This window comes from Burkholderia sp. SCN-KJ (assembly GCF_024656005.1).
GTDB lineage: Bacteria > Pseudomonadota > Gammaproteobacteria > Burkholderiales > Burkholderiaceae > Burkholderia.
Genome location: NZ_JANKOG010000039.1, coordinates 19,622 through 44,437, shown reverse-complemented (window position 1 = coordinate 44,437; position 24,816 = coordinate 19,622). Strand labels below are relative to the sequence as shown.

26 protein-coding genes and 1 tRNA gene are annotated in these 24,816 nt (G+C 69.7%); 13 read left to right on the top strand and 14 right to left on the bottom strand.

From position 1 onward, the window contains the following. Positions 1–133: 133 nt before the first annotated feature. Positions 134–1,054 carry a LysR family transcriptional regulator gene (locus NQV17_RS35075; RefSeq protein WP_257775752.1) on the bottom strand — a complete coding sequence of 307 codons (921 nt, stop codon included), beginning with the start codon at positions 1,052–1,054 and terminating at the stop codon, positions 134–136. Between the two features lie 96 nt (positions 1,055–1,150). On the opposite strand from NQV17_RS35075, the gene NQV17_RS35070 reads away from it, so the two are divergent. After that, entirely contained in the window at positions 1,151–2,428 is a 1,278-nt protein-coding gene (locus NQV17_RS35070) for an MFS transporter (protein ID WP_257775751.1), read from the top strand. Between the two features lie 81 nt (positions 2,429–2,509). Here NQV17_RS35070 and NQV17_RS35065 read toward each other — a convergent pair whose 3' ends face one another. Together NQV17_RS35065 and NQV17_RS35060 are read right to left on the bottom strand one after the other, a co-directional pair. Further along, on the bottom strand, positions 2,510–3,145 hold the full coding sequence (locus NQV17_RS35065; protein ID WP_257775750.1) for a LysE family translocator: 636 nt from the start codon (positions 3,143–3,145) through the stop codon (positions 2,510–2,512). A 71-nt stretch (positions 3,146–3,216) separates the two neighbouring features. Further along, complete coding sequence (locus NQV17_RS35060; RefSeq protein WP_257775749.1) at positions 3,217–4,290, bottom strand: NAD(P)-dependent oxidoreductase; 1,074 nt, start codon at positions 4,288–4,290, stop codon at positions 3,217–3,219. Between NQV17_RS35060 and NQV17_RS35055 the strand changes: the two genes are divergently transcribed. Beyond that, complete coding sequence (locus NQV17_RS35055; RefSeq protein ID WP_257775748.1) at positions 4,184–4,951, top strand: Mut7-C ubiquitin/RNAse domain-containing protein; 768 nt, start codon at positions 4,184–4,186, stop codon at positions 4,949–4,951. The genes NQV17_RS35060 and NQV17_RS35055 overlap by 107 nt on opposite strands. A gap of 77 nt (positions 4,952–5,028) precedes the next feature. Here the strand turns inward: NQV17_RS35055 and NQV17_RS35050 are convergent, their stop codons facing one another. Continuing rightward, positions 5,029–5,262, bottom strand: a complete 234-nt coding sequence (locus tag NQV17_RS35050; RefSeq protein WP_257775747.1) for a hypothetical protein — start codon at positions 5,260–5,262, stop codon at positions 5,029–5,031. A 368-nt stretch (positions 5,263–5,630) separates the two neighbouring features. Here NQV17_RS35050 and NQV17_RS35045 point away from each other — a divergent pair, with 368 nt between their 5' ends. From NQV17_RS35045 to NQV17_RS35030, 4 genes are read left to right on the top strand one after another with little or no spacing between them, the layout of a single operon-like run. Next, positions 5,631–6,836 carry an efflux RND transporter periplasmic adaptor subunit gene (locus NQV17_RS35045; protein WP_257775746.1) on the top strand — a complete coding sequence of 402 codons (1,206 nt, stop codon included), beginning with the start codon at positions 5,631–5,633 and terminating at the stop codon, positions 6,834–6,836. A 10-nt stretch (positions 6,837–6,846) separates the two neighbouring features. Then, positions 6,847–7,545: an ABC transporter ATP-binding protein gene (locus NQV17_RS35040; RefSeq protein ID WP_124520499.1), complete on the top strand. Its 699-nt coding sequence runs from the start codon at positions 6,847–6,849 to the stop codon at positions 7,543–7,545. An 18-nt stretch (positions 7,546–7,563) separates the two neighbouring features. After that, entirely contained in the window at positions 7,564–8,718 is a 1,155-nt protein-coding gene (locus NQV17_RS35035; protein WP_257775745.1) for an ABC transporter permease, read from the top strand. A gap of 12 nt (positions 8,719–8,730) precedes the next feature. Then, positions 8,731–9,897, top strand: coding sequence for an ABC transporter permease (locus tag NQV17_RS35030; RefSeq protein WP_257775744.1), 1,167 nt, complete (start codon positions 8,731–8,733; stop codon positions 9,895–9,897). Positions 9,898–9,910: 13 nt separating this feature from the next. Here the strand turns inward: NQV17_RS35030 and NQV17_RS35025 are convergent, their stop codons facing one another. From NQV17_RS35025 to NQV17_RS35015, 3 genes are all read right to left on the bottom strand, one after another. After that, on the bottom strand, positions 9,911–11,248 hold the full coding sequence (locus tag NQV17_RS35025; RefSeq protein WP_257775743.1) for a carotenoid oxygenase family protein: 1,338 nt from the start codon (positions 11,246–11,248) through the stop codon (positions 9,911–9,913). Positions 11,249–11,264: 16 nt separating this feature from the next. Then, on the bottom strand, positions 11,265–11,891 hold the full coding sequence (locus tag NQV17_RS35020; protein WP_124668268.1) for a DUF2239 family protein: 627 nt from the start codon (positions 11,889–11,891) through the stop codon (positions 11,265–11,267). A gap of 129 nt (positions 11,892–12,020) precedes the next feature. Continuing rightward, a complete protein-coding gene (locus NQV17_RS35015; protein WP_257775742.1) occupies positions 12,021–12,752 on the bottom strand; it encodes a glutathione S-transferase family protein in 732 nt (243 codons plus the stop codon). Positions 12,753–12,790: 38 nt separating this feature from the next. On the opposite strand from NQV17_RS35015, the gene NQV17_RS35010 reads away from it, so the two are divergent. From NQV17_RS35010 to NQV17_RS35000, 3 genes are all read left to right on the top strand, one after another. Then, entirely contained in the window at positions 12,791–13,765 is a 975-nt protein-coding gene (locus NQV17_RS35010) for a LysR substrate-binding domain-containing protein (RefSeq protein ID WP_257775741.1), read from the top strand. 248 nt (positions 13,766–14,013) lie between these two features. After that, a complete protein-coding gene (locus NQV17_RS35005) occupies positions 14,014–15,354 on the top strand; it encodes an MFS transporter (RefSeq protein WP_257775740.1) in 1,341 nt (446 codons plus the stop codon). 62 nt (positions 15,355–15,416) lie between these two features. Further along, entirely contained in the window at positions 15,417–16,817 is a 1,401-nt protein-coding gene (locus NQV17_RS35000) for an enolase C-terminal domain-like protein (RefSeq protein WP_257775739.1), read from the top strand. Positions 16,818–16,862: 45 nt separating this feature from the next. Here NQV17_RS35000 and NQV17_RS34995 read toward each other — a convergent pair whose 3' ends face one another. Beyond that, entirely contained in the window at positions 16,863–17,855 is a 993-nt protein-coding gene (locus tag NQV17_RS34995) for an arginase family protein (protein WP_257775738.1), read from the bottom strand. Positions 17,856–17,954: 99 nt separating this feature from the next. On the opposite strand from NQV17_RS34995, the gene NQV17_RS34990 reads away from it, so the two are divergent. Next, positions 17,955–18,614: a CGNR zinc finger domain-containing protein gene (locus NQV17_RS34990; protein ID WP_257775737.1), complete on the top strand. Its 660-nt coding sequence runs from the start codon at positions 17,955–17,957 to the stop codon at positions 18,612–18,614. Positions 18,615–18,716: 102 nt separating this feature from the next. Here the strand turns inward: NQV17_RS34990 and NQV17_RS34985 are convergent. The 5 genes from NQV17_RS34985 to NQV17_RS34965 all read right to left on the bottom strand — a co-directional run bounded on the left by NQV17_RS34985 (position 18,717) and on the right by NQV17_RS34965 (position 21,169). Then, positions 18,717–18,792: transfer RNA gene (locus NQV17_RS34985), tRNA-Ala, on the bottom strand. 65 nt (positions 18,793–18,857) lie between these two features. Continuing rightward, on the bottom strand, positions 18,858–19,217 hold the full coding sequence (locus NQV17_RS34980; RefSeq protein ID WP_257775736.1) for a c-type cytochrome: 360 nt from the start codon (positions 19,215–19,217) through the stop codon (positions 18,858–18,860). Then, a complete protein-coding gene (locus NQV17_RS34975; RefSeq protein ID WP_257775735.1) occupies positions 19,214–20,011 on the bottom strand; it encodes a BON domain-containing protein in 798 nt (265 codons plus the stop codon). Before NQV17_RS34975 ends, NQV17_RS34980 begins: the two co-directional genes overlap by 4 nt. A gap of 17 nt (positions 20,012–20,028) precedes the next feature. Continuing rightward, the gene (locus NQV17_RS34970; protein ID WP_257775734.1) at positions 20,029–20,613 is read right to left on the bottom strand and encodes an SIS domain-containing protein; all 585 of its coding nucleotides are present in this window, start codon (positions 20,611–20,613) and stop codon (positions 20,029–20,031) included. A 127-nt stretch (positions 20,614–20,740) separates the two neighbouring features. Then, positions 20,741–21,169 (bottom strand): YraN family protein, encoded by a 429-nt coding sequence (locus NQV17_RS34965; RefSeq protein WP_257775754.1) that lies wholly within the window; start codon positions 21,167–21,169, stop codon positions 20,741–20,743. Between the two features lie 46 nt (positions 21,170–21,215). Between NQV17_RS34965 and rsmI the strand changes: the two genes are divergently transcribed. Next, complete coding sequence (gene rsmI, locus NQV17_RS34960; protein ID WP_257775733.1) at positions 21,216–22,094, top strand: 16S rRNA (cytidine(1402)-2'-O)-methyltransferase; 879 nt, start codon at positions 21,216–21,218, stop codon at positions 22,092–22,094. Between the two features lie 93 nt (positions 22,095–22,187). On the opposite strand, the gene NQV17_RS34955 is transcribed toward rsmI, so the two are convergent. Further along, complete coding sequence (locus NQV17_RS34955; RefSeq protein WP_257775732.1) at positions 22,188–22,799, bottom strand: septal ring lytic transglycosylase RlpA family protein; 612 nt, start codon at positions 22,797–22,799, stop codon at positions 22,188–22,190. Between the two features lie 661 nt (positions 22,800–23,460). Here NQV17_RS34955 and NQV17_RS34950 point away from each other — a divergent pair. Both NQV17_RS34950 and NQV17_RS34945 read left to right on the top strand, forming a co-directional pair. After that, positions 23,461–24,105, top strand: coding sequence for an MBL fold metallo-hydrolase (locus NQV17_RS34950; protein WP_044846354.1), 645 nt, complete (start codon positions 23,461–23,463; stop codon positions 24,103–24,105). After that, entirely contained in the window at positions 24,102–24,761 is a 660-nt protein-coding gene (locus tag NQV17_RS34945; RefSeq protein WP_044846355.1) for an exonuclease, read from the top strand. Before NQV17_RS34950 ends, NQV17_RS34945 begins: the two co-directional genes overlap by 4 nt. Positions 24,762–24,816: the final 55 nt, after the last annotated feature.

The following is a 24,816-nucleotide window of genomic DNA, read 5'->3' as shown; positions in this document are numbered from 1 at the left end:
CCTAAGAGGCGGGCTGAATCCATATCAGAGGAGACATGGAGGAGACAGGTGTAACTATAGCGAATCAGTTTCCGCATTGCAACATTGCCGTAGAGAAAATAAGGATTTTCCCTCGAATGCGCACTCTAGATCGCTAGTTCGCATCCGACCCCCTCCCGTTCTCCCGGTCGAGCACCTCGCCGAGGGTGTCGCGCAGCAGCGCGACCGGCCGCGTCAGGCGGCCCGGCAGCGCGCCGTGCACGATCCACACGTTGATCCGCGTTTCCAGCCCCGCCGTTTCCACCACCCTCAGCGCATCGCGATGCTTGCTGCGCGCCAGTGCGTTCGGCGACGCAATCCCGATGCCGGCACCGCGCGCGACGAGCGACAGCTGCAGCTCGGAGCCGAACGCCTCGACCGCGACGTCGAACGGCAGCCCCGCGGCGCCGAGCGCGCGGCTCAGTGCCGAACGCATCCCGCAGCCGTCCTGGCTCAGCACCCACGGAAAACCCGACAGCACGTCGAGCGACAGCGGGCCGGCCGGCAGCGGGAAATCGCGCGCGGCGACGAGCACCGTCGGCTGCGTGCCGAGCGGCGTGGCCGTCAGCGTGTCGGGCAGCGCCGCGCTGGCCGGCACCATGACCGCCGCGACATCGAGCGTGCCGCGCTCGATGCCCTGCACGAGCGCCGGCGACCAGCCGGCCGTCACGCGCAGCGTCAGCCGCGGAAACGCGTCGCGCAGCCGGTCGATCGGCCGCTCGAGCGCCAGCTCGGACAGGAACGGCGGCACGCCGATGCGCAGTTCGCCCGACGGCTCGCTGTCGGGCGCACCGGCCGCCATCAATGCGTCGACCGCACCCAGCACGTTGCGCGCGAGCGCATAGACGTCGCGCCCGGCGGCGGTCGGCTTCAGCGGCTTGCTCTGCCGCTCGAGCAGCGGCATGCCCAAAAGCGTCTCGAGGTTCTGCACGCGTCGCGTGAGGCCCGGCTGCGTCAGATGGAGCTTCACCGCGGCCGCGACCATCGACCCGCTGTCGACCACCGCGACGAACGCCTGGAGATCACGCGTATTCAAAGCAAACTCGCATAATCATGTTAGACATATTTCAATTGTCGCATAAACATCCGGCACCTACGATGGGGATTCCTTCGCTCGACGCCCAGGCTTCCGATGAACTGCCCTGCCGACTCCTGCCCTGCCCCCGGCCGCGCCGCGCGCGGTGCACCGCCCGTGCTGAGCACGGGCATGACGCTCTTCTTCGCCGCGACGGTCGGCGTGATCGTGATGGACCTGTTCGCCGCGCAGCCGTTGACGGGCCCGATCAGCGCCGACCTGCACCTGCCGCCCGGTCTCGCGGGCCTCGTCGCGATGCTGCCGCAACTCGGCTACGCAGCCGGCCTCGTGCTGCTCGTGCCGCTCGTCGACCTGCTCGAGAACCGCCGGCTGATCGTCGCGACGCTCGTCGCGTGCGCGGCCGCGCTCGCGCTGCCGGCGTTCACGCGGTCCGGCACCGTCTTCCTGCTCGCGACGCTGGCCGCCGGCGCCGCGTCGAGCGTGATCCAGATGCTGGTGCCGATGGCCGCGTCGATGGCGCCCGAGGCGCAGCGCGGCCGCGCGGTCGGCAACGTGATGAGCGGGCTGATGCTCGGCATCCTGCTGTCACGGCCACTCGCCAGCCTGATCGCGGGCACGGCCGGCTGGCGCGCGTTCTACGCGCTGGCCGCGCTCGCGAACGCGGCCAGCGCGGTAGTGCTCGCGCTGCGCTTGCCGCCGCGCGTGCCGCCGGCGGCGGCCGGCTATCGCGCGCTGCTGGCGTCGATGGGCCGGCTGCTGGCCGACGAAGCGGTGCTGCGCCGGCATGCGCTGTCGGCCGCGCTCGCGATGGCCGCGTTCAGCGCGTTCTGGACCGCCGTCGGGTTGCGGCTCGCGCAGCCGCCGTTCGGCCTCGACCTGCACGGCATCGCGCTGTTCGCGTTCGCCGGCGCGAGCGGCGCGATCGTCACGCCGCTGGCCGGCCGCGCCGGCGATCGTGGCCACGGCCCGGCCGCGCAGCGCATCGCGCACGTGACGATGCTCGCGGCGCTCACCGTGCTCGGCATCGCCGGCGCCGGCTGGTTCGGCTTCGATGCGCACGCGCATCGCAGTATCGCGCTGGCGCTGCTCGCCGGCGGCGCGGCGCTGCTCGACGCGGGCGTGATCGTCGACCAGACGATCGGCCGCCGGGAAATCAACCTGTTGAACCCGGCCGCACGCGGGCGGCTGAACGGGCTGTTCGTCGGGTTGTTCTTCGTCGGCGGCGCGCTCGGCGCGGCGCTGGCGGGCAACGCATGGGCGTGGGGCGGGTGGAGCGCCGTGTGCGGCGTCGGCTTCGCGTTCGCGGGCGCGGCCGCGGCGTTCGGCTTGTCGGGCGGGCGCCGGAGCGGCACCGCGGCGTGGCCGCGCGCGTAACGCGGGGCCGGATATGAAAACGCCCCGCCCTCTGACGAGGCGCGGGGCGTCCGGCGGGCCGCGTGGCCGCGCTGGCCGAAATCAGTGACGGACCAGCGCCATCATCGCGCCGAAGCCGACGAAGATCCCGCCCGTCAGCCGGTTGAACACCTTCGCGACGCTCTGGCTCTTCAGCGTCGCGCCGATGCGCGTGCCGAACGACGCGTAGACGAGATACCAGCTGACCTCGATCACGGCGAACGTGACGACGAGGATGCAGAACTGCGGCAGCGTCGGCTCGGCTGCATTGATGAACTGCGGCAGCAGCGCGGCCGCGAACAGGATCGCCTTCGGGTTGCTGCCCGCGACCAGGAAACCGTTGCGGAACAGCGCCCAGCGTGATGCCGACGTGCCTTGCGAAACCGCATCGACGTCCGCGGCCGGCGCGTCGTCGACGCGTGCGCGCCACGCCTTCACGCCGAGGTAGATCAGGTAGGCGGCGCCCGCGAAGCGCAACGCATCGAACGTCGCCGGCCACGCCTCGAGCACCGCCCCGAGCCCCGCCGCGGACACCGCGAGCATCAGCACCAGCGCGCTCAGGCAGCCGGCCATCGTCGACGCCGAGCGGCGCAGCCCATGCTGCGCGCCGTGCGTCATCACGAGCAGCATGTTCGGACCGGGAATCGCCGACACGACGAACACCGTCGCCACGAAAAGCCACCACGTATGCAGGTTCATGACCGCCCCGACCGAAAGAGAATTGAAATGTCGATTATGCCGTGCGCGCGGCGTTTTTGTCCCGCGTCGGCTCAGCGGCCCGCGCGGCGCAGCGCGACTTCGCCGAGCACCGCGAAGTCCTGTTCGCCGCCGCCGTGCGCGAGCGCATCGAGCAGGCTGTCGCGCACGACGCTCGCCACCGGCAGCGGCACCGACGCCGCGTCGCCGGCCTCCAGCGCGAGCCGCACGTCCTTCAGCCCGAGGCGCGCCTTGAAGCGCGCGGGTTCGTAGCTGCGCTCGGCGATCATCCCGCCGTAGCCTGCGTAGACCGGCCCCGGGAACACGCTGTTCGTGATCACGTCGAGGAAATCGCGCATCGCGACGCCGTGCGCACCGAGCAGCGCGGACGCCTCGCCGAGGGTCTCGATCGCCGACGCGAGCGTGAAATTCGCCGCGATCTTCGCGACGTTCGCATGCTGCGGCAGCGAGCCGAACCGCCAGGTCTTCTGGCCGATCGCGTCGAACAGCGGCTGCACGCGGTCGATCGCCTCGGCCGGGCCGCCGGCCATGATCGTCAGCCGCGCGGCCGCCGCGACGTCCGGGCGCCCCATCACGGGCGCGGCGACGTACTCGAGGCCGCGCGACGCATGCGCGTGCGCGAGCGACTCGGCCAGCGCGACCGACACCGTTGCCATGTTCACGTGGATCAGGCCGCGCGGCGCCTGCGCGAGCAGCGCGTCGTCGAATACTTCGCGCGCGGCCGCGTCGTCGGCGAGCATCGAGAACACGGCATCGCCGCGAAACGCATCGGCCGGCGTCGCGACGATCTGCGCGCCCAGCGCGGCGAGCGGCTCGGCGCGCTCGCGCGACCGGTTCCAGACCCGCAGGGCGTGCCCCGCCTTCAGCAGGTTCGTCGCAATCGCCTGCCCCATTTCGCCCAGCCCGATAAATCCGAGATCCATTTCCCCGCTCCTTCGACCCGTGAAGCGGGGAGTTAAACACAGATGGCGGCGGCCTGCAGCCCCGGCGGCCGGCCGTGCGCGGTGCGATACTGCGCCAATGGCGACCGCGACCTTCCGCTTCCACGGCGAACTGAACGCGTTTCTCGCGCGCGAGCAGCGCGAGTGCGCGTTCGCGCATGCGTTTGCGCGCGACGCGACGGTCAAGCACGCGGTCGAGGCGCTCGGCGTCCCGCATACGGAAATCGGCCTGCTCTGCGTGAACGGCGCACCGGCCGCCCTCGACCGGCCGCTCGGCGACGGCGACCGCGTCGACATCCATCCGGAACGCGCGCAGCCGGCGGCCGCCTCGCCGCTGCCGCAACCGGACCGCTGGCGCTTCGTCGCCGACGCGCATCTCGGCGGCCTCGCGCAGCTGCTGCGCCTCGCCGGCTTCGACACCTGCTACGACAACCACTACCGCGATGACGAACTCGCGGCGCTCGCCGCGCGCGAAGGCCGGATCGTGCTGACCCGCGACCGCGAGCTGCTGAAGCGCCGCGCGGTCGTGCGCGGCTGCTACCTGCATGCGCAGCAGCCGGACGCGCAGCTGCGCGAGCTGTTCGCGCGGCTCGATCTCGCGCCGCACATGCGGCCGTTCCGGCTGTGCCTGCGCTGCAACGCGCCGCTGCACGCGCTCGATGCGGCGGACGCCGCGCCGCGCGTGCCGCCTGGCGTGCGCCAGCGGCACCGGCGCTTTGCCGCGTGCGACGTGTGCCGGCGCGTGTTCTGGGAAGGGTCGCACTGGCGGCGCATGCGCGCGGTGGTCGATGCGATGCGCGCGCCGCCGCCCGATGCCCTCGAGTTTCCGGACGTGGCGGACGCCTGAAAAAACAAAACCCCGCAGGCCGGAGCGGGCGGGGTTTCGCGACAGGGGGCCGGCAGCGCCGGCCCGGTGAAGCGTGCTTAGTTCTGCGCGCCTGCGTCGTTCGTGCCGGCGGCCGAAGCGGCTGCGGCCTTCGCCTTGCCCTTGGCCGAACCGTGTTGCTTCAGCTGGTGCTTCGGCTTGCTGTGATCCTTCTTGGCCGGTGCCGATGCAGCGGCCGGCGTGTCGGCTGCCGGCGCCGACGCCTGTGCGAATGCCGAAACCGATGCGAGAGCGAATGCTGCGGTCATGATCGAAGCGAGCGTCTTCTTCATTGTTCTTCCTTTAGCGGAGAAAAAGTCAAACGTACCGGTAAGAGATGCGAGGCATCCGCATCGGAACATCAGTCGCGCCGGGTTGCCGGTCGCCGCCGGACGGGTCGGCTCTCGCCTTTCCGCCTCGGCAAATACTGACGCACAGGCTCCATAACGCATCGCCCGCGCGGCGAGTTGACATGCAGCTTGCATCGTTCGGGTTTCCCCGGGGGCACGGGTTTCGCGCCCGCGCGACGCGCCGCCGGGACCTGCGTCAATCGTCCGACAAACCGGCTCTCGCGCCCGTCGCCCCGACGCTATACTGGCCACCTTCCGTCCCAACCGGACGCGGCCGGTCACGAGACCGCCGCCGTCGCAAGGCGCCCAAATTGCCCGATCACAATCTGGACAAACTGAAAATCGACCGGCGTCCGATCGCGCCCGCGCCACGCCGGCGCCGGTGGGTCCGCTACGCGGTCGCCGCCGCGCTCGTCATCGTCGCGATCGTCGCGGCGCTGGCGCTCACCGGCCGGCCGACGGTCGACACGACCTCCGTCACGTCCGCCTACCCGTACCAGAACGACACCCAGCTCAACGCGACCGGCTACGTCGTGCCGCAGCGCAAGGCCGCGGTCGCGTCGAAGGGCCAGGGGCGCGTCGAGTGGCTCGGCGTGCTCGAGGGCACGCGCGTGAAGAAGGACGAGATCATCGCGCGGCTCGAGAGCCGCGACGTGCAGGCGTCGCTGGCACAGGCACGCGCGCAGGCGCAGGTCTCCCGTGCGAACCTCGGCGTCGCGCAGGCAGAACTGAAGGATGCGGAGATCGCGCTGCGCCGCACCGCCGCGCTCGCGCCGAAGGGCGCGGTGCCGGCCGCGCAGCTCGACATCGACACGGCCCGCGTGAACAAGGCACGCGCGTCGGTCAACAGCGACGAAGCCGCGATCGCGTCCGCCGAAGCCAATGCGCAGGCCGCGCAGGTCGCGGTCGACCAGACGGTGATCCGCGCGCCGTTCGACGGCATCGTGCTCGCGAAGCACGCGAACGTCGGCGACAACATCACGCCGTTCTCGTCCGCGTCGGACAGCAAGGGCGCGGTCGTGACGATCGCCGACATGGACACGCTCGAGGTCGAGGCCGACGTCGCCGAATCGAACATCGCGAAGATCCGCGCGGAGCAGCCGTGCGAGATCCAGCTCGACGCGCTGCCCGACATGCGCTTCGCGGGCCGCGTGTCGCGCATCGTGCCGACCGTCGACCGCTCGAAGGCGACCGTGCTCGTGAAGGTGCGTTTCGTCGACCGCGACGAGCGCGTGCTGCCCGACATGAGCGCGAAGATCGCGTTCCTCTCGAAGCCGGCGTCACCGCAGGACCGGCAGCCGGTGACGGCCGTGCAGGCGAGCGCGGTGGTCGAGCGCGACGGCCGCCCGGTCGTGTTCGTCGTGAAGGACGACACGGTGCGTGCGACGGCGGTGACCCGAGGCGCACGGATCGGCGAACTCGTCGCGATCCGCGGCGTGAAGCCCGGCGACACGGTCGTGCTCGCGCCGGGCGCGAAACTGACGGACGGCGCGAAAGTCGCCGTCGCGAAGAAGTAGCGTGGCGCGCGTGAACGACGCCTCGCCGCCCCTCGTCGAGATCAGCCACGTCGCGAAGTCGTACCGGCGCGGCAACCAGGTCGTGCCGGTGCTGACCGACATCACGCTCGACATCGGCGCAGGCGACTTCGTCGCGCTGATGGGGCCGTCGGGTTCCGGCAAGAGCACGCTGCTCAATCTCGTCGCCGGCATCGACCGGCCCGACAGCGGCGAGCTGCGCGTGGGCGGCCTCGACATCTCGCGGCTCGAGGAAGCGCAACTGGCCGAATGGCGCGCGGCGAACGTCGGCTTCATCTTCCAGTTCTACAACCTGATGCCGGTGCTCACCGCATTCGAGAACGTCGAGCTGCCGCTGATGCTCACGCACCTGTCGCGCCGCGAACGGCGCGAGCGCGTCGAGCTGGTGCTCGACATGGTGAATCTCGGCGACCGGACCAGCCATTACCCGTCCGAGCTGTCGGGCGGCCAGCAGCAGCGCGTCGCGATCGCGCGCGCGCTGATTACCGACCCGGTGCTGATCGTCGCCGACGAGCCGACCGGCGACCTCGACCGCGCGTCGGCCACCGACGTGCTCGCGATGCTGCAGCGGATGAACGCCGAGCTCGGCAAGACGATCATCATGGTGACCCACGATGCGCACGCGGCTGCCGCCGCGCAGTCGCTCGTGCATCTGGAGAAAGGAGAGTTGATCGATGGGCACGCCGTCTGACGGACGGGAGCGCGCGCGATGATGGTGTTCAAGCTGATCGCGCGCAACGCGCTGCGGCACCGGCTGCGCACGCTGCTGACCGTGCTCGGGCTGACCATCGCGGTGCTGGCGTTCGGGCTGCTGCACACCGTCGTCGACGCGTGGTACGCGGGCGCGGCCGCCGCGTCGAGCGGCCGGCTCGTCACGCGCAACGCGATCTCGCTCGTGTTCCCGCTGCCGGTCAGCTACGAGAACCGGATCCGCGGCGTCGACGGCGTGACGGCCGTGGTCCGCTCGAACTGGTTCGGCGGCATCTACCGCGACCCGAAGAACTTCTTCGCGAGCTTCGCGGTGTCGGAGAACTACCTCGACCTGTATCCGGAATTCATCCTCCCGGCGCAGCAGCGCGCCGACTACGTCCGCGACCGCCGCGGCTGCCTGGTCGGGCGCCAGCTCGCGACGCAGTTCGGCTTCAAGGTCGGCGACGTGATTCCGCTGAAGGGCACGATCTATCCGGGCACGTGGGATTTCGTCGTGCGCGGCATTCTCGACGGCCGCGACGACTCGACGATCACGCGCCAGCTGGTGTTCCACTGGGACTACCTGAACGAGACGGTGCGCAAGCGCACGCCGAAGCAGGCCGACCAGGTCGGCGTGTTCGTGCTCGGCGTCGCGCGACCCGACGACGGCGCCGCGATCGCGCGCAACGTCGACGCGGTATTCCGGAACTCGCTCGCCGAAACGCTGACCGAGACCGAACAGGCGTTCCAGCTCGGCTTCGTCGCGATGTCGAACCAGATCATCGCGGCGATCCGCGTCGTGTCGTACGTGGTGATCCTGATCATCATGGCCGTGATGGCGAACGCGATGGCGATGAGCGCGCGCGAACGCACCGCCGAATATGCGACGCTGAAGGCGCTCGGCTTCGGCCCCGGCTTTCTCGCGCTGCTCGTGTTCGGCGAATCGGTCGTGATCGCGGTGGCCGGCGGCGGGCTCGGGGTGCTCGCGACGCCGCCGGCCGCGAGCCTCTTCAAGCAGGCCGCGGGCGGCATCTTTCCGGTGTTCAAGGTGTCGGCCGGGACGATGGCGCTGCAGGCCGCGTGCTCGATCGCGGTCGGCTTCGCGGCCGCGCTGGTGCCGGCGTGGCAGGCGGCGCGCGTGCGCGTGGTCGAAGGCCTGCGGGCGATCGGCTAGAGGCACGCATCGATGGCCATTCCGCTCGCCTACATCGCGCGCAACCTGTGGACCCGGCGGCTCACCACCGCGCTCACCGCGGGCGGGATGGCGCTGGTGATCTTCGTGTTCGCGACCGTGCAGATGCTCGACGCGGGGCTCACGCAGACGCTCGTGTCGACCGGCGAACCCGACAACGTCGTGGTGATCCGCAAGGGCGCGGAAACCGAGATCCAGAGCGCGATCGACCACCAGCAGGCCAACGCGCTCGAGATGCATCCGGCCGTCGCGCTCGGCCCCGACGGCCGGCCGCAGGTGTCGAAGGAAGCCGTCGTGCTGATCTCGCTCGTGAAGACGTCGACCGGCAAGCCGTCCAACGTCGTGATCCGCGGCGTGTCGCCGGCCGGCCTCGCGCTGCGGCCGCGCGTGAAGCTGGTCGCCGGCCGCACGTTCGCGCCGGGCTCGTCGGAGATCGTCGTCGGCAGCGCGATCGCGAAAGGCTTCAGCGGCACGCAGCTCGGCGACCGCCTGCATTTCGCGCAGCGCGACTGGACCGTCGTCGGCATCTTCGACGCGGGCGGCAGCGGCTTCGATTCGGAGATCTGGGGCGACGTCGACCAGCTGATGCAGTCGTTCCGGCGCACCAACTATTCGTCGATGGTGCTGCGCATCCCGAGCGCCGACGGTTTCGCGCGCTTCAAGGCCGACATCGACGTCGACCCGCGCCTCACCGACGAAGCGAAGCGCGAGCAGACGTTTTACGGCGACCAGTCGAAGGCGCTGTCGACCTTCATCAACATCCTCGGCATCACGCTGTCGACGATCTTCTCGATCGCCGCGATGATCGGCGCGATGATCACGATGTATGCATCGGTCGCGAACCGCACCGCCGAGATCGGCACGCTGCGCGCGCTCGGCTTCAAGCGCATGAACGTGCTTGCCGCGTTCCTGCTGGAGGCGCTGCTGCTCGGCTTCGTCGGCGGCGTCGCGGGGCTCGCGTGCGCGTCGCTGATGGAGTTCGCGTCGTTCTCGACGACCAACTTCCAGACCTTCTCCGACCTGTCGTTCCGTTTCGTGCTGACGCCCGCGATCGTCGTGAAGACGCTGCTGTTCTCGCTCGTGATGGGGCTCGTCGGCGGGTTCCTGCCGGCGATGCGCGCCGCGCGGCTGAGCATCGTCGACGCGCTGCGCGCGCAGTGACGCGCGCGGCCGCTCACGCGCGGCGCTCGCTCGGCACCCACGCGCCGTGGAACCCGGCCGGCACGCGGCGCGGCAGGTGCACGGTCGCGACCGGCGCCGCGTCGATCGCGCGCGCATCGAGGATCACGACGTCGCTCGTATCCGTCGCCGCGCGGTAGACCACTACCAGCAGCCAGCCGTCGTCCTCGTCGGTGCCGCCCGGGCGCGGCACGAACACCGGCTCGCCATTCTGGTCGCCGGCCGGCACCGCGTAACGCGTCGTCGTGCCGCGCACCTGATCGAAGCGCATCACGCCGCGCATCTCGGTGGGGTTCGGCTGCTCGACCGCATACAGGTAACGGTAGCGGCGCCCGGTCCGGCTTTCGTTGATGCGCGGCAGCTCGATGCCGCCATCGGCGAGCGGCCCCTCGTCGACCAGCCCGTTCGCGGTATCGATCACGTAGCGCCAAAGTTCGCCGACCGGGTTGTCGGCGAACCGGCCGGTGCGCGCGTCGAGACGCAGGAACCACGGATAGCGCACCGCATCGAGCACGATGCACGACGCATCGCAGTCGTACGCGTTCACCACGTGCTGGATGAAGCACGGCTCGATCCCGAACCAGCGCACGTCGCCGCCGTGGCGCGGCATCACGCCGATCCGCGCGTCGCGGTCGTCGTGCCAGCGCAGCGGCATCCGGTGCCCGTGCTTCAGCATCGCGAAGTCGTAACCCACGTTCAGGTCGAGCAGCAGGCTGCGGGTCTCGGTGATCGCGAGGTCGTGCATCATCGACGGCGCGCGCACGTCGACCGCGAGGTCGACGCGCTGCACGCCCTGCGCGTCCGCGACACCGTAGCGCAGCCACGGCGCGCGCCAGTCCGCGCGAAACAGGATCAGTTCGCCCGTCACCGGATCGACCTTCGGATGCGCGGTCATCGCACCGCCGAACGCCGCGTGCCGCGCGGGCGCACCGAGCGTGTCGAGCGCGGCCGTGATCGCGAGCGGCGCGCCGCCTTCGGCCAGCGCGAGCAATTCGCCCGCGTGCTGCAGCACGCTCACGTTCGGATTCGTGTCGGGCAGATGCGGCGCCTGCTCCGGCGCGTGGACATCGGCCCAGCGGCGCGTGCGGGCCCAGCGGTTCCGGTAACCCGTGGCGCGGCCGCGTTCGAACGCGATCGCGTGCAGCATCGCCGCTTCCGGCCACCACGACAGCACGTCGTTGCCTTCGAAACGGCCGCCCGGCGGATTCGGGCCGTTGCGCAGCAGCGTGCCGTCGAGTTCGGGCGGGATCGTGCCGGTCACGCGCAGGTCGACGAGGTCGGCTTCGTCGGCGACCGGCGCGATCGCACCGTGGTTCAGATCGAACGTCGTCATCGCGTCGTGTGCTCCTTCAGCAGTCTTCGGTCGACGGCGGCAGATCGCCGCGCGCCAGTGCGAGCGCATGGTCGCGCACGTCGTCCGGCCAGCCGGCGACCCACTCGGCCAGCCGCGCGAGGTCGTTCGCATACAGCGCGCGCGCGGCCTCCTCGAAACCGGGCAGGTCGCCCGCGATCGCGGACATGAAGTGATAGGCGCGCGCCTGCGCGTCGCGGCGCCGGTCGGCCGCCGCATGCGTGCGCCGCGCGTCCTCGACGAGCTTGCGCAGCGCGACGGACGCGCCGCCCGGCTGCGCGGCGAGCCACTCCCAGTGACGCGGCAGCAACGTGACCTCGCGCGAGACGACACCGAGCTTCGGACGGCCGCGGCCGCGTTGTTCGCCCGCCCCGCCTCCCTCCGCGGCGGGCGCGGATGCATCGCCCGGCGCTGCCGCGTAACGCGCGCGGATATCGTCCGCCGTGCCGCGCAGGTCGAGGTCGATCGAGCGGCCGGTCGCGTCGTCGAAGATCACGATCGTGCCCGACATGGCGTCGCCGGCCGCCTGCCGGACCGCGACCGCCACCGTCGCGAGCGGGCCCGACGCGACGCGCCGGTGGCCGTCGAACGCGGTGTAGGAAGGGAGAAGCGTGGAGAGCGTCATTGTGGTCACCCGTGGGCAGAAAATCGGAATGACGCTATTTTTATCCGGGTATAAATTGAATGTCAATATCACCCGGGTAAAAAATTTGCCAACGCCGTGCGCGCGTCGGGTGAGCGCGCTGTCCCGTCTTCAGGGCGTCGCAGCCGGCATCGCGGTCACGCGCGCGGTGGCGAGCGCATCGTCGAGCGACACATGCCCCTCGAATGCCGACGACGCCGGTAGCGGCCGGTTTTCCTCGATCGCGTGAGCGAACTGCACGCCGGCGTCGTCGGCGAGCCGTGCGCGCAGCGCGGCGAGGCGCGGAAACGCATCCCGCTCGAACACCGCGTGATAGTCGGCCCAGCGGGCGATTCCCGCGAAATACGCGTCGGCCAACGTGCGTTGCGCGCCGAGCAACCACGGACCGTCGCCGCGCTCGAGCAGCGCTTCGAGGTGGCGGTGCGCCTTCAGCACCTTGCCGCGACCGTATGCCTGCAGCACGGCTTTCTCGGCGCCGTCGGCGCCGTGTTCGTACACGTACCAGAGCGCGCCGAACGCGCTGAAGAACGTCGTGTTCAACCACGCGAGCATACGGTTCAGACGGTCGAAATCCGCGCTGCCCTGGCGGAACGCGAGGCCGCTGTCGAGCGCCTGTGCGCCGACATGGCCGAGGATCGCGACGCTTTCGGTCAGCACGTCGCCGTTCGCGGTCACGAACGCCGGCGTCTCGGCGGCGGGGTTCAGCGCGAGGAAGGCGTCGCTCGTCACGAGGCCCGGCATCGTGATGCGCGACAGCCGGTAAGGCCGGCCGGCCCATTCGAGCGCGACGATCGAGCCGAACGAGCAGCCGGCGGGAATGCCGTAGAGAAGGATCGGAGACATGGGGATTTCGCAGAAGTTGATCGAGCAATCATGCTCCCATGACGAACGATCACGCAGTAGCCGCTAGAATCGAAACCCGTCGTTTCTCCTGGTGGACGCTGACAGTGAATCTGAACGATCTCTACCTCTTCGTACAGGCGGTCGACGCGGGCAGCATGTCGGCGGCCGCACGTCGACTCGACCTGCCGAAATCGACGGTCAGCAAGCGCGTGGCCGAGCTCGAGCGCACGCTCGGCGCGCGGCTCGTGCATCGCACGTCGCGCAGTTTCCGGCTGACGCCGGTCGGCACCGAATTCTTCGAGCATGCGCGCGCGGCGGTGATCGAGGCCGAAAGCGCGCGCGACGCCGTACTGCGGCAGGCGGCCGAACCGGCCGGCGTCGTGCGGATCACGAGTTCGGTGCCGGTGGCGCAGCACATCCTCGCGCCGTGCCTGCCGGCGCTGGCGATCGCGCACCCGAAGCTGCTGCTGCAGATTCATGCGAGCGACCGGCTCGTCGACATCGCGCAGGAAGGCTTCGACATCGCGGTCCGCAGTCATTTCGCGCCGCTCCCCGATTCCGAACTCGTGCAACGGCCGCTGGCCACGTCGCCGATCGTCGCCGTTGCGTCGCCGGCATATCTCGCGCGTGCCGGCACACCGGACGCGCCGACCGACCTCGCGCGGCACGACGGGCTTCATCCAGGTCCTCAACCATGGCGGCTGCAGCGCGCCGGCGACACCGTCGACGTCGCCCCGCGCATCCGAATGCAGGCGGACGAGTCGACGCTGCTGCTGCAGGCCGCGACGGCCGGCCTCGGGATCGCATGCCTGCCCGACTGGATCGCCGGCGCCGCGCTCGCGTCGGGCGCGCTCGTGCGCGTGCTGCCCGGCTGGCGGGCCGGCACCGTCACGACCACGCTGCTGATGCCGCACCGGCGCGGCCAGTTGCCTGGCGTGCGCGCCGCGGTCGAGTTTCTCGCGGAACACGTCGCGGCCAACCACGGCGCCGCCCCGGGCGACGCGCACGCGTGAACGAACCTTCCGGCGATTCGCGCTCACAATTCTTCGCGCCCACATCCAATCGATTCAATTCCTGAATCGATCAAGTCAGTAATTGGCATGAAACCGCATATTTCGCCGTGACAGAATGCTCCGGACGCCCTGCCCTAGGCATCGGCGTCCAACGTCCGGCCTCAGGCCGGCAATACCGCCACGAAAAAACGCGCGGACCCGACGCGCAGCCGCACGACGGCACCTTCCGCCCTTCGGAGGAGACACTGATGAATCCGCTTCACGCATTGCCGGCGTCCGCGTCGGCAACGGCCCGGCGCACCCGCGTGCGCTGGCTCGTGCTGACCGTGCTGTTCGCGGTCACGACGATCAACTACGCGGATCGCGCGGCGATCGCGATCGCGGGCCCGGCGCTGGCCCGCGCGCTGCACCTGAGCCACGTGCAGATGGGCTTCATCTTCTCGGCGTTCGGCTGGTCGTACGTGATCGCGCAACTGCCGGGCGGCTGGCTGCTCGACCGCTTCGGGTCGCGCATCGTCTATGCGTTCAGCATCTTCTTCTGGTCGCTGTTCACGCTGCTGCAGGGCGGCATCGGCTTCTTCGGCGGCGCGGCCGCGTTCGCGCTGCTGTTCGGATTGCGCTTCCTGGTCGGCGCGGCCGAGGCGCCGTCGTTCCCGGCCAACAGCCGGATCGTGTCCACCTGGTTCCCGGCCGCGGAGCGCGGCACCGCGTCGGCGATCTTCAATGCCGCGCAGTACGCGGCGACCGTCGTGTTCGCGCCGCTGATGGGCTGGCTCGTGCACGCGTACGGCTGGCAGTCGGTGTTCGCGGTGATGGGCGTGCTCGGCTTCGCGTTCGTGCTGGTGTGGAACCGCACGATGTACGACCCGAAGGCGCACCCGCGTATCAACGATGCGGAACTCGACTACCTCGCCGAAGGCGGTGCGCTCATCAACATCGACCAGGCGACCGGCGCGCGCGACGGCGGGCCGTCGATGCGTCACGTGAAGGCGCTGCTGAGGAACCGGATGCTCGTCGGCGTGTACGTCGCGCAGTACTGCATCAACGCGCTCACCTACTTCTTCATCACGTGGTTCCCCGTCTATCTCGTGCAGGCGCGCGGGATGTCGATCCTCAACGCGGGGCTCGTCGCGTCGATCCCCGCCGTGTGCGGCTTCCTCGGCGGGATTCTCGGCGGCATCGTGTCCGACGCGCTGCTCAAGCAGGGCCAGTCGCTGTCGGTCGCGCGCAAGGTGCCGATCGTGATCGGCATGCTGCTGTCGATGTCGATGATCGTCTGCAACTACACCGATTCGCACGTGCTGGTCGTGCTGTTCATGGCGCTGTCGTTCTTCGGCAAGGGGCTCGGCGCGCTCGGCTGGGCCGTCAACGCCGACACCGCGCCGCGCCAGATCGCCGGCCTGAGCGGCGCGCTGCTCAACACGTGCGGCAATCTTTCCAGCATCACCACGCCGATCGCGATCGGCTATATCGTCGACCGCAGCGGCTCGTTCAACGGCGCGCTGGTGTACGTCGTCGCGCACGCGCTGGTCGCCGTGATCTGCTACCTGTTCGTCGTCGGCGAGATCCGCCGCGTCGAGCTGAACTGAACGGCGCGGGCCGCGCCGGCGCATCCGGCGGCCCGCACATCACCGGAACCAGGAGCGAACCGATGTCCGAATCCCGCCGAGCCGGCACGCCGCGCGTCACGCGCATGCAGGTGATCCCCGTCGCGGGCCGCGACAGCATGCTGCTGAACCTGTGCGGCGCGCACGCGCCGTATTTCACGCGCAACCTCGTGATCCTCGACGACAGCAGCGGCCACACGGGCGTCGGCGAAGTGCCCGGCGGCGAAGGCATCCGCCAGGCGCTCGAGCGGATGACCGATCTCGTGGTCGGCCAGTCGATCGGGCGTTACCAGGCGACGCTCAACGCGGTGCGCGCGGCGCTGTCCGGTGCCGGTGCGACGGCCGGCCGCACGATCCGGCACGAGGTGACGTCGGCCGGCGAGGCGGCCGTGCTGCGCCAGCCGCACGAGATCAACCTGCGGCTCGACAACGTGATCACCGCGATCGAGGCCGCGCTGCTCGACCTGCTCGGCCAGCATCTCGACGTGTCGGTCGCGGCGCTGCTCGGCGAAGGCCAGCAGCGCGACGCGGTGCCGATGCTCGCGTACCTGTTCTACATCGGCGAGCGGCGCCGCACCGACCTGCCGTATCGCGACGAGACGCACGCCGCCGATCCGTGGTTCCGGCTGCGCAACGAAGCCGCGCTCACGCCGGCCGCGATCGCGCGGCAGGCCGAGGCCGCGGTCGAGCGCTACGGCTTCGCCGATTTCAAGCTGAAAGGCGGCGTGATGGCCGGCGCGGACGAGATGGAAGCGATCGCGGCGATCAAGGCGCGCTTTCCCGACGCGCGCGCGACGCTCGACCCGAACGGCGCGTGGTCGCTCGACGAAGCGGTCGCGCTGTGCCGCGGGCAAGGTCATCTGCTCGCCTACGCGGAGGATCCGTGCGGGCCGGAAGCCGGTTATTCGGGCCGCGAGGTGATGGCCGAGTTCCGGCGCGCGACCGGCATTCCGACCGCGACCAATATGATCGCGACCGACTGGCGGCAGATGGATCATGCGGTGCGGCTGCAGGCGGTCGACATCCCGCTCGCCGATCCGCACTTCTGGACGATGCAGGGCTCGGTGCGGCTCGCGCAGCTGTGCCGCGACTGGGGGCTCACGTGGGGTTCGCACTCGAACAACCACTTCGACGTGTCGCTCGCGATGTTCACGCATGCGGCCGCGGCGGCGCCCGGCACGATCACCGCAATCGACACGCACTGGATCTGGCAGGAAGGCGACGCGCGGCTCACGCGCGAGCCGCTCGAGATCGTCGGCGGCCAAGTGGCCGTGCCGGAGCGGCCGGGGCTCGGGATCGAGCTCGACATGGCGCAGGTCGAGGCCGCGCATGCGCTGTATCGCGAGGTCGGCGGCACGGCGCGCGACGATGCGATGGCGATGCGGTATCTGGTGCCGGGGTGGACGTACGATCCGAGGAGGCCGAGTTTCGGGCGTCGCCAATAGGTTCGCCTTCGACCGCAGCGGCGGTCGCCCGTATGGCCAACCGCCCTATCGGCTCCCTGCCCCCGGCAGCGCGGCCGCGGTCCGTGCGATGCTGCGCGCGATCCGGTCCGCGTGCGCGAACCCTGGATCGAGCCCCGGGTCGTAGATCGTGAAGTCGATCCCCGCAACGCGACCGGAGGCGACGAGCGGTTCGAGCAACGCATCGAGCCCGTCGAAGTCCAGCCCTGGCGAGCCGGGCGAATCCACGGCCGGAAGCTGCGACCGATCGAGCACGTCGAGATCGACGTGCAACCACACCCGCCGAAGCGCGCGCGTGCGCAGCCAGTCGACGAGTTCGCGAGCGACCGCGGCAGGTCCGCTCGCCAGCAACTGCTGGATCGTCGTGCGTGTGATCGCGGTCCGCACGATATCGCCGTAGGCGGCCTCGAACTCGGCGGATTCGGCGTCGCGCTCGCCGACCTGGCATGTGTCGCGATCGTCGACGAGCGGGCCGTCCAGATCCGGCCAGCATGTCAGGAGCGGCTCTCCGCGGCCGGTCGCCAGCGCGAGATCCATCCCAGCCGCGGAGCCGAGCCGCGTCGACGTGTCGTAGTTGCCCGGATGGAAGAAGTCGCTGTGCCCGTCGACATGGACGAGCCCGCCGCCACCGGCCCGCCGATTTCCCAGCAGGCATCCGAGCAGAATGCTGCAGTCGCCGCCGAGCACGATCGGAAAGGCGCCCCGGGCGAGCGCATCGGCGACGCGCACGGCAAGTTCGAGCGAGAACGCGCGGATCGACACGCCGTTGCGGATGCGGGTGCCGGGCTGCGGATCAAACGCATAGGCAGGATGCGGGAGCCATGAGACGCGCGCGCCGAGACGTGCAGCGAAGCCGGTGGCGAGCAGCGCTTCCGGGCCGCGCCACGTATCGGGCTCGCGGCCGGCGCCGTTCGGCTTGAGGCCGAGGCTGCTCGGCGCGGCGATCAACTCGACCGGTCGAGCGACGCCGGTCGACGCATGTCCGGCCGGCAGGTCAGATGAAGCGGTTGGCACCGTCATGACTTCTCCTCGCGCAATCGCGGTGTCGTGCGTGATAACCTGTCAAAAGGCCATCAAAGGTTAGCATCGATTTAACCCATGTCAACGACTTCACCGGTTATGGAAGCGCACGCGTTCGTGGCTCGCGACTTTATCGGCGGCCATGCCGTTCTCGACTTCGTCAACACGGTGACCGGCCGCGACGTGACGCCGCGCGACTGGCTGCCCGACTACCCCGCATATCTCGCGTGGCTGGCGTCGTCGGCCTTGCTGCCCACGCTTGACCTGAAGCAGCTCGCGGCCCGCGCGGCCGAAGCGCCCACAGCGGCCGAGCGGGCCCTGCGCGACGCGAAGCGCTTGCGCGAGGCGTTGTTCGGGATCTTCGATGCGCTGGTGCACCGCGCAGCCCCGGTCGCAGCGGATCTCGCCACGCTGGAGCGCACGTGGCGGCGCGCGGTGAGCAGGCAGCGGCTCGTCGCGACGGACGGACGCGTGGAATTCGGCGACGCGCCGGATACGCGCGACGGCGCGGACCTGCACCTGCCCGCCGATCGGATTGCGCTTCACGCCGTGAAGCTTCTCGAAGCGATTCCTGACGGCCGGCTCCGGATGTGTGCGGGGCCGAACTGCGCATGGCTGTTCATCGACGGATCGAAGACCGGGCGCCGCAAGTGGTGCGACATGGCAACCTGCGGAAACGTCGCGAAGGCACGACGGCACTACCACGCGACAAGGCAAGGGGCGGCCGGACCGGTAGAAGATCGCGACGCGGCCGAATAGGGAGGAGCCGCGTCGAAAGCAATGCACAAGGCGATCGCGTTACGCCCGGCATGCTGGAAAACAAAAGGGCCCGGTCTTGCGACCGAGCCCTTCGAATTCCGTTGGTGGAGCGGAGGAGGATCGAACTCCCGACCTTCGCATTGCGAACGCGACGCTCTCCCAGCTGAGCTACCGCCCCAACAGACAACCATCATACACATGCATTTCCGCGCTTGGCAATAGGGGTTCCGTCACCCCGGCGCGTCACTTCGACGGCGCGCCGGCCAGCACCCATTCGACCACGGAGCGCAGATCCGCGTCGCTCATGCGCGGGTGCGCCGGCATTGGAATCGCGCCCCACACGCCGGAGCCGCCGTCCTTCACCTTCTTCGACAGCTTCGCGACGGCCTGCGGATCGGACTTGTAGCGCGCGGCGATGTCCTTGAACGACGGACCGACGAGCTTGCGGTCCACTGCGTGGCAGCCCATGCAGGCATTGCCGCGCGCGACCTTCAGGCCGTCGCCGACGTCCGCATGCGCCGTGCCGAGCGCGGCAGTCGCGAGCGCGGCCGCCGCGGCGCCCTGCACCATCCATTGCTTCAACTTCATCTGCGTCGACTTCATTGCGGCATGGCCTTCGGGTTACCCGGATGCACGCTCGACGAATTCGAGATCGGCGCCGGCGGTTGCAGCGGCGTGGACTGGACCGACGCATCGGGCACGGCACCGACCGTCGCGGCATCCGCGGGCGCGGCGGCGGGCTGCGCGCCGGATGCCCCGCTCGGCGACGCGGCCTGCAATGCCTGCGCGTCCTGCGGCTGGATGTACTGGAACACCTTCACGACCTTCTCGACGCCCGGCACCTGGCTCGCCGCATCCGCGCCGCGATTGCCTTCGTCGACCGTCACGAGGCCCATCAGATAGATGTTGCCGCGCTCGCTGACGACCTTGTAGTAGTTCGCCGACAGCCCCTTCGTCGCGATGAACTCGGACTTCACGCGCCCTTCGAGATACGAGTCGTTCGCGCGCGACGACAGCGACGACGCCGGCTCGACCGACAGCTCGTTGACGATGCCGTTCACGTTGTTGATGCCGCGCACGATTTCCTCGGCGCGCTGCTTCGATGCGTCGTTCGGCACTTCGCCCGTCAGCAGCACACGGCGGTTGAACACCGTCACGTTCACGTGCGACTGGTCCGGCAGCCCGTTGTTGATCTGCGTGAGCGACTTGACCTGGATCTCGCGATCCTCGGTCTGCGCGCCGAGCGTGCGGCGATCGGTCGCGATCAGCGCGCCGCCGCCGGCCGCCGCACCCAGCACGCCGAGCACGCAACCCTGCAGCGACATCGCGAGGCCCGCCGTCAGCGCGGCGAGCAACGTGGTTCTGACGAGCGTCTGTTTGACGCGGCTTTGGTTCATCGACGGCTCTCCTTCGTTCAATCCTCACCCAGCAGCATCGCGTCGATGCCGTCGCACAGGCAGTGGATGGTCAGCAGATGGACTTCGTGGACGCGCGCCGCGCGCGAGGCGGGCACGCTGATCGGAATATCGGTATCGGACAGCGCGGCCGCGACGGCGTGGCCGTCGCCACCCGTCAGCGCGACGACGGTCATCTCGCGCTCGTGCGCCTCGTCGATCGCGGCCAGCACGCGCGGCGACGCGCCGCTCGCGTCGAGCACCAGCAGGATGTCGCCGGTCTGCCCGAGCACGCGCACCTGCTGCGCGAACAGCTGGTCGGCAGCGGATGCCCCCATGAGGCCGCCCTGCGACGCATCGGTGGCCAGCGCGATCGCCGGCAGGCCCGGACGCTCGCGCTCGAAGCCGCCGACGAGCGACACGGCGAGGTAGTGCGCGGCGGCGGCCGACGGGCCGTCCCCGCACGCGACGATCTTGTTGCCGTTCGCCAGCGCGGCGAACATCGCATCGACCGCGGCTGCGATCGGCAGCGACAGCGCGTCGGCCGCTTCGGCGTGTAGCGCGGCGCTGTCACGGAAATGTTGCTGAATACGTTCGACTGACATCGATTCCTGGTGAACTGGGCGCGTGGGCACACCGCGCGCAACGTCATGGGTGCGGCGAGTTTACCGCACTCCGGCACCCTCTCCGGGGGTATGACGAGAACTCTTTACATCTGGTCACAGCTCGCGGCTACGCATCGTCGGCACGAAATGCATCGCGCAGCCACTCGAGCCGGCCGGCCTCGAACGCGACGACATCGAAGCGGCACGCGGCACCCGCGCCGTGCCGTACCCAGAAATGAAGCGCGGCCGCGACCAGACGCCGCCGCTTGCGCCAGCCGACGCTCGCGGCCGCACCGCCGTGCCGCGTGCTGCGTCGCGCACGCACCTCGACGAACACGAGCGTGCCGTCGGGCGTGCGCATCACGAGGTCGAGTTCGCCGCCGCGCATCGTCACGTTCGCCGCGACGAACGCGAGACCGCGACGCTCCAGGAACTGCCGCGCGCGCTGCTCGAACGTCGCGCCAACCGATCTGGATCGCGCCGCGCCGGAAAAGTTGCCGCCGCCGCGCGGCGAAGTGTGCTCGCCGCCCGGCGCGGCCGGCGCCGCGTGGCACAATGCCGTCCTTGTTCCGCTTGCGCCGCGATTGCGCGCATTGCCTGCCATGACTGCCCTCCTCGAACTCGCGCAAACACAGCACTACCCGGACGCCGCGCTCTACGTGGTCGCGACGCCGATCGGCAACACCGCCGACATCACGCTGCGCGCGCTGCACGTGCTCGGCCTCGCCGACCGCATCGCGGCCGAAGACACGCGCAACACGGGCCAGCTGCTGGCCCGCTACGGCATCTCGAAACCGCTTGTCGCCGTGCACGAGCACAACGAACGCGAAGCCGCGCTCCGTGTGATCGAGCTGCTGCGCGCCGGCGAACGCGTCGCGTACGTGTCGGACGCCGGCACGCCCGGCATTTCGGACCCCGGCGCGCGGCTCGTCGACGCCGTGCGCGCGGCCGGCTTCGCGGTGATTCCGCTGCCGGGCGCGAGCGCGGCCGTGACCGCGCTCAGCGTGGCGGGCGACTGGGCGGGCGCGTTCACGTTCGCGGGCTTCCTGCCGCCGAAGGCGAAGCAGCGTGCGAGCGCGCTGCAGGCGCTCGTGCAGCATCCGTACGCGCTGGTGTTCTACGAAGCGCCGCACCGCATCGCGGACACCGTCGCCGCCCTCGCCGACGCGTTCGGCCCCGCGCGCCGGCTGCTGATTGCGCGCGAGCTCACCAAGCTACACGAGCAGCTGTTCCAGGGCACCCTGGCCGAAGGACAGAGCTGGCTCGACGGCGATGCGAACCGGCAGCGCGGCGAGTTCGTGCTGGTCGTGGAAGGCGCGCCGGCCGACGGCGGCGAAACCGACGACACCGCGCACGACGCGCTGCTCAAGCTGCTACTGGAAGAAGTGCCGGTGAAGAGCGCGGCGAAGCTCGCGGCCGCGCTGACGGGCGCATCGCGCAACGCGCTGTATGCGCGCGCGCTGGTGCTGAAGGAAGGCTGACGCGCGCACGGGCGGCCTCCGTCGCCCGGCGCGCGGAAATGCAAAAGGGCTGCCCGAAGGCAGCCCTTTTGCATGAGCGGACGAACCGCCGCGTTACCTCGTCGAGACCGACGCCAACATTTCGTCGCGTGCCTCGCGCGCTTCCTGCGGCGACAGCCCTTCGATCTTCACGCGGCCCGTGCCGGCGTGCACGAGGCCGATCATCCGGGCAGCGGCATACGACAGGTCGAGCACACGGCCGCGCTTGTACGGCCCGCGATCGTTGACCTTCACGACGACCCACTTGCCGGTCGACGCGTTCGTCACCCTGATGTACGACGACAGCGGCAGCGTGCGATGCGCGGCGGTCAGCGCGTTCATGTTGAAGCGCTCGCCGTTCGCGGTGCGGCGGCCGTGAAAATCCCGGCCGTACCACGATGCCCGGCCCGTCTGGCGGAAGTCGGACACATCCTTGCCGTCGATCGGCTCGGCGTCCGCCAGCGACGACTTCTTCGCGTCCTTGCTGTCGGCAGCCGGCATCGATGCCAGCGCGGAATCGAAATTCAGTTGCTGCTTGTCGTCATCCGCTTTCGCGGCCGCGGCCGTCTTGTTGACCGCGTTCTTCTGGTTGGCGCTGCCGGTGGTCTGGCTGGGTGGCACCGCACAGCCCGTCAGCGCAAAAAATAAAGCAATGGTCCCGAATCGAGTCGGAAATCGAAAATTCATCGACGTGTCGCCTTCTGGTTCGGGCCGCACCGATACAACGCTGCTCAACAACGCAGATATGCGGCCCGGACGGCAAATGCGTGCACGCCCCGCTCGGCTATGCGAGCAGGCGGCTAGCATGGGCGCGGCTTTCGTCTGTGCCGCAACCGTCCTGATTAGTTTTCACGTCTGGCGCAACCTGTCCCCGGCAGCCTGACCAGACCCCACATGCCGCCATCGAACATGGCTTTCACGTTCGCGCGCGTCGCGTACAGCCAACGCACAGGAACGGCGGCACAGGCCTCATCCGGCGGCGCGGCAGCAGGGCCGCAGACGGGCGCGCAGCACCCGGCCGGACAAGACGTGAGCACCGAATGCTCGGTGCTGGATACACCGCCGGACTCCCCGGCGGTCGATGCTTGACGGTGAATCCGACACCTCATTTAACGGGGTCGAAACACCAGCGAATTGCGTGAAATTCACGCGCAATGGGGCGCATTATACATAAATCAAAAGGTCTGCCTGAAAAGCGCCCCGTCCGGGCCATTGATTCTCGCTATGGCGGTAACAATCGGCATGCTCCGGGATTGCCCGCACGAGCGCGTCCGACACCGCACCGCAGGACCGGCATGCCGCGCGCGCGACCGGTACAATCGCTCCTTTTAGCCGCCGCGGTGCCTCCATGAAAGTCACGCTCATTCCGGTCACGCCGTTCCAGCAGAACTGCTCGCTGCTCGTCTGCGAAAAGACCGGCCGCGCCGCCGTCGTCGATCCGGGCGGCGATCTCGAACGGATCGAACAGGAGATCGCGCGGCAGAACGTGCAGGTCGAGAAGGTGCTGCTCACGCACGGCCACGTCGATCACTGCGCGGGCGCGAAGGCACTCGCGACGCATTACGGCGTGCCGATCGTGGGACCGCAGGAAGACGAGCGCTTCTGGATCGAGCAACTGCCGATGCAGAGCCAGCGCTTCGGCTTCCCGGCCGCCGAGACGTTCGAGCCGGACCACTGGCTGAACGACGGCGACACCGTGCAGTTCGGCGACGAGACGCTCGAGGTCTATCACTGCCCCGGCCACACGCCCGGCCACGTCGTGTTCTTCAGCCGCGCGCATCGCGTCGCGATCGTCGGCGACGTGCTGTTCGCCGGCTCGATCGGCCGCACCGATTTCCCGCGCGGCAACCACGCGGACCTCGTGCGCTCGATCAAGGAGAAGCTGTGGCCGCTCGGCGACGACGTCACGTTCGTGCCGGGCCACGGCCCGGTGTCGACCTTCGGCGACGAGCGCCGCACGAATCCGTTCGTGTCCGACAAGGTGTTCGGATGAACCAGACCGCCATCCCCGAAATCTACGTCAGCACCGACGTCGAGGCCGACGGGCCGATTCCCGGCCCGCACTCGATGCTGAGCTTCGCGTCGGCCGCCTATACGGAGGACAAGCAGCTGATCGCGACGTTCTCCGCGAACCTCGAGACGCTGCCCGGCGCGCAGGCCCATCCGGTGCAGGAAGCGTGGTGGAAGACGGAGCCGCAAGCGTGGGCCGCGTGCCGGCGCGACCTGCAGGCGCCGGCGGCCGCGCTCGTCGCGTACGTCGAATGGGTCGAGGCGCTGCCCGGCAAGCCGGTGTTCGTCGCGATGCCGGCCGGCTTCGATTTCACGTTCATGTTCTGGTACATGATGCACTTCGCCGGACGCTGCCCGTTCTCGTGGTCGGCGCTCGACATCAAGACGCTCGCGTTCGCGATGACGGGCCTGCCGTATCGCAAGGCGATCAAGCCGCGCTTTCCGAAGCACTGGTTCGACGATCATCCGCACACGCACGTCGCGCTCGACGATGCGATCGAGCAAGGCGCGCTGTTCTGCAACATGCTCGCCGACCTGCGCCGCCAGCAGGCCGCGCTCGCGGGTCTCGCGGTGGCCGACACCGATCGGTCGGAACAGGCGGGAGCGGGACAAAACCCAACGGATCCGCGGGCAAATTAGCGAATCTCGCTCAACGGCGCGCCGCCAGATTGCCTTTCCTTTCCCGGGCCTCTAA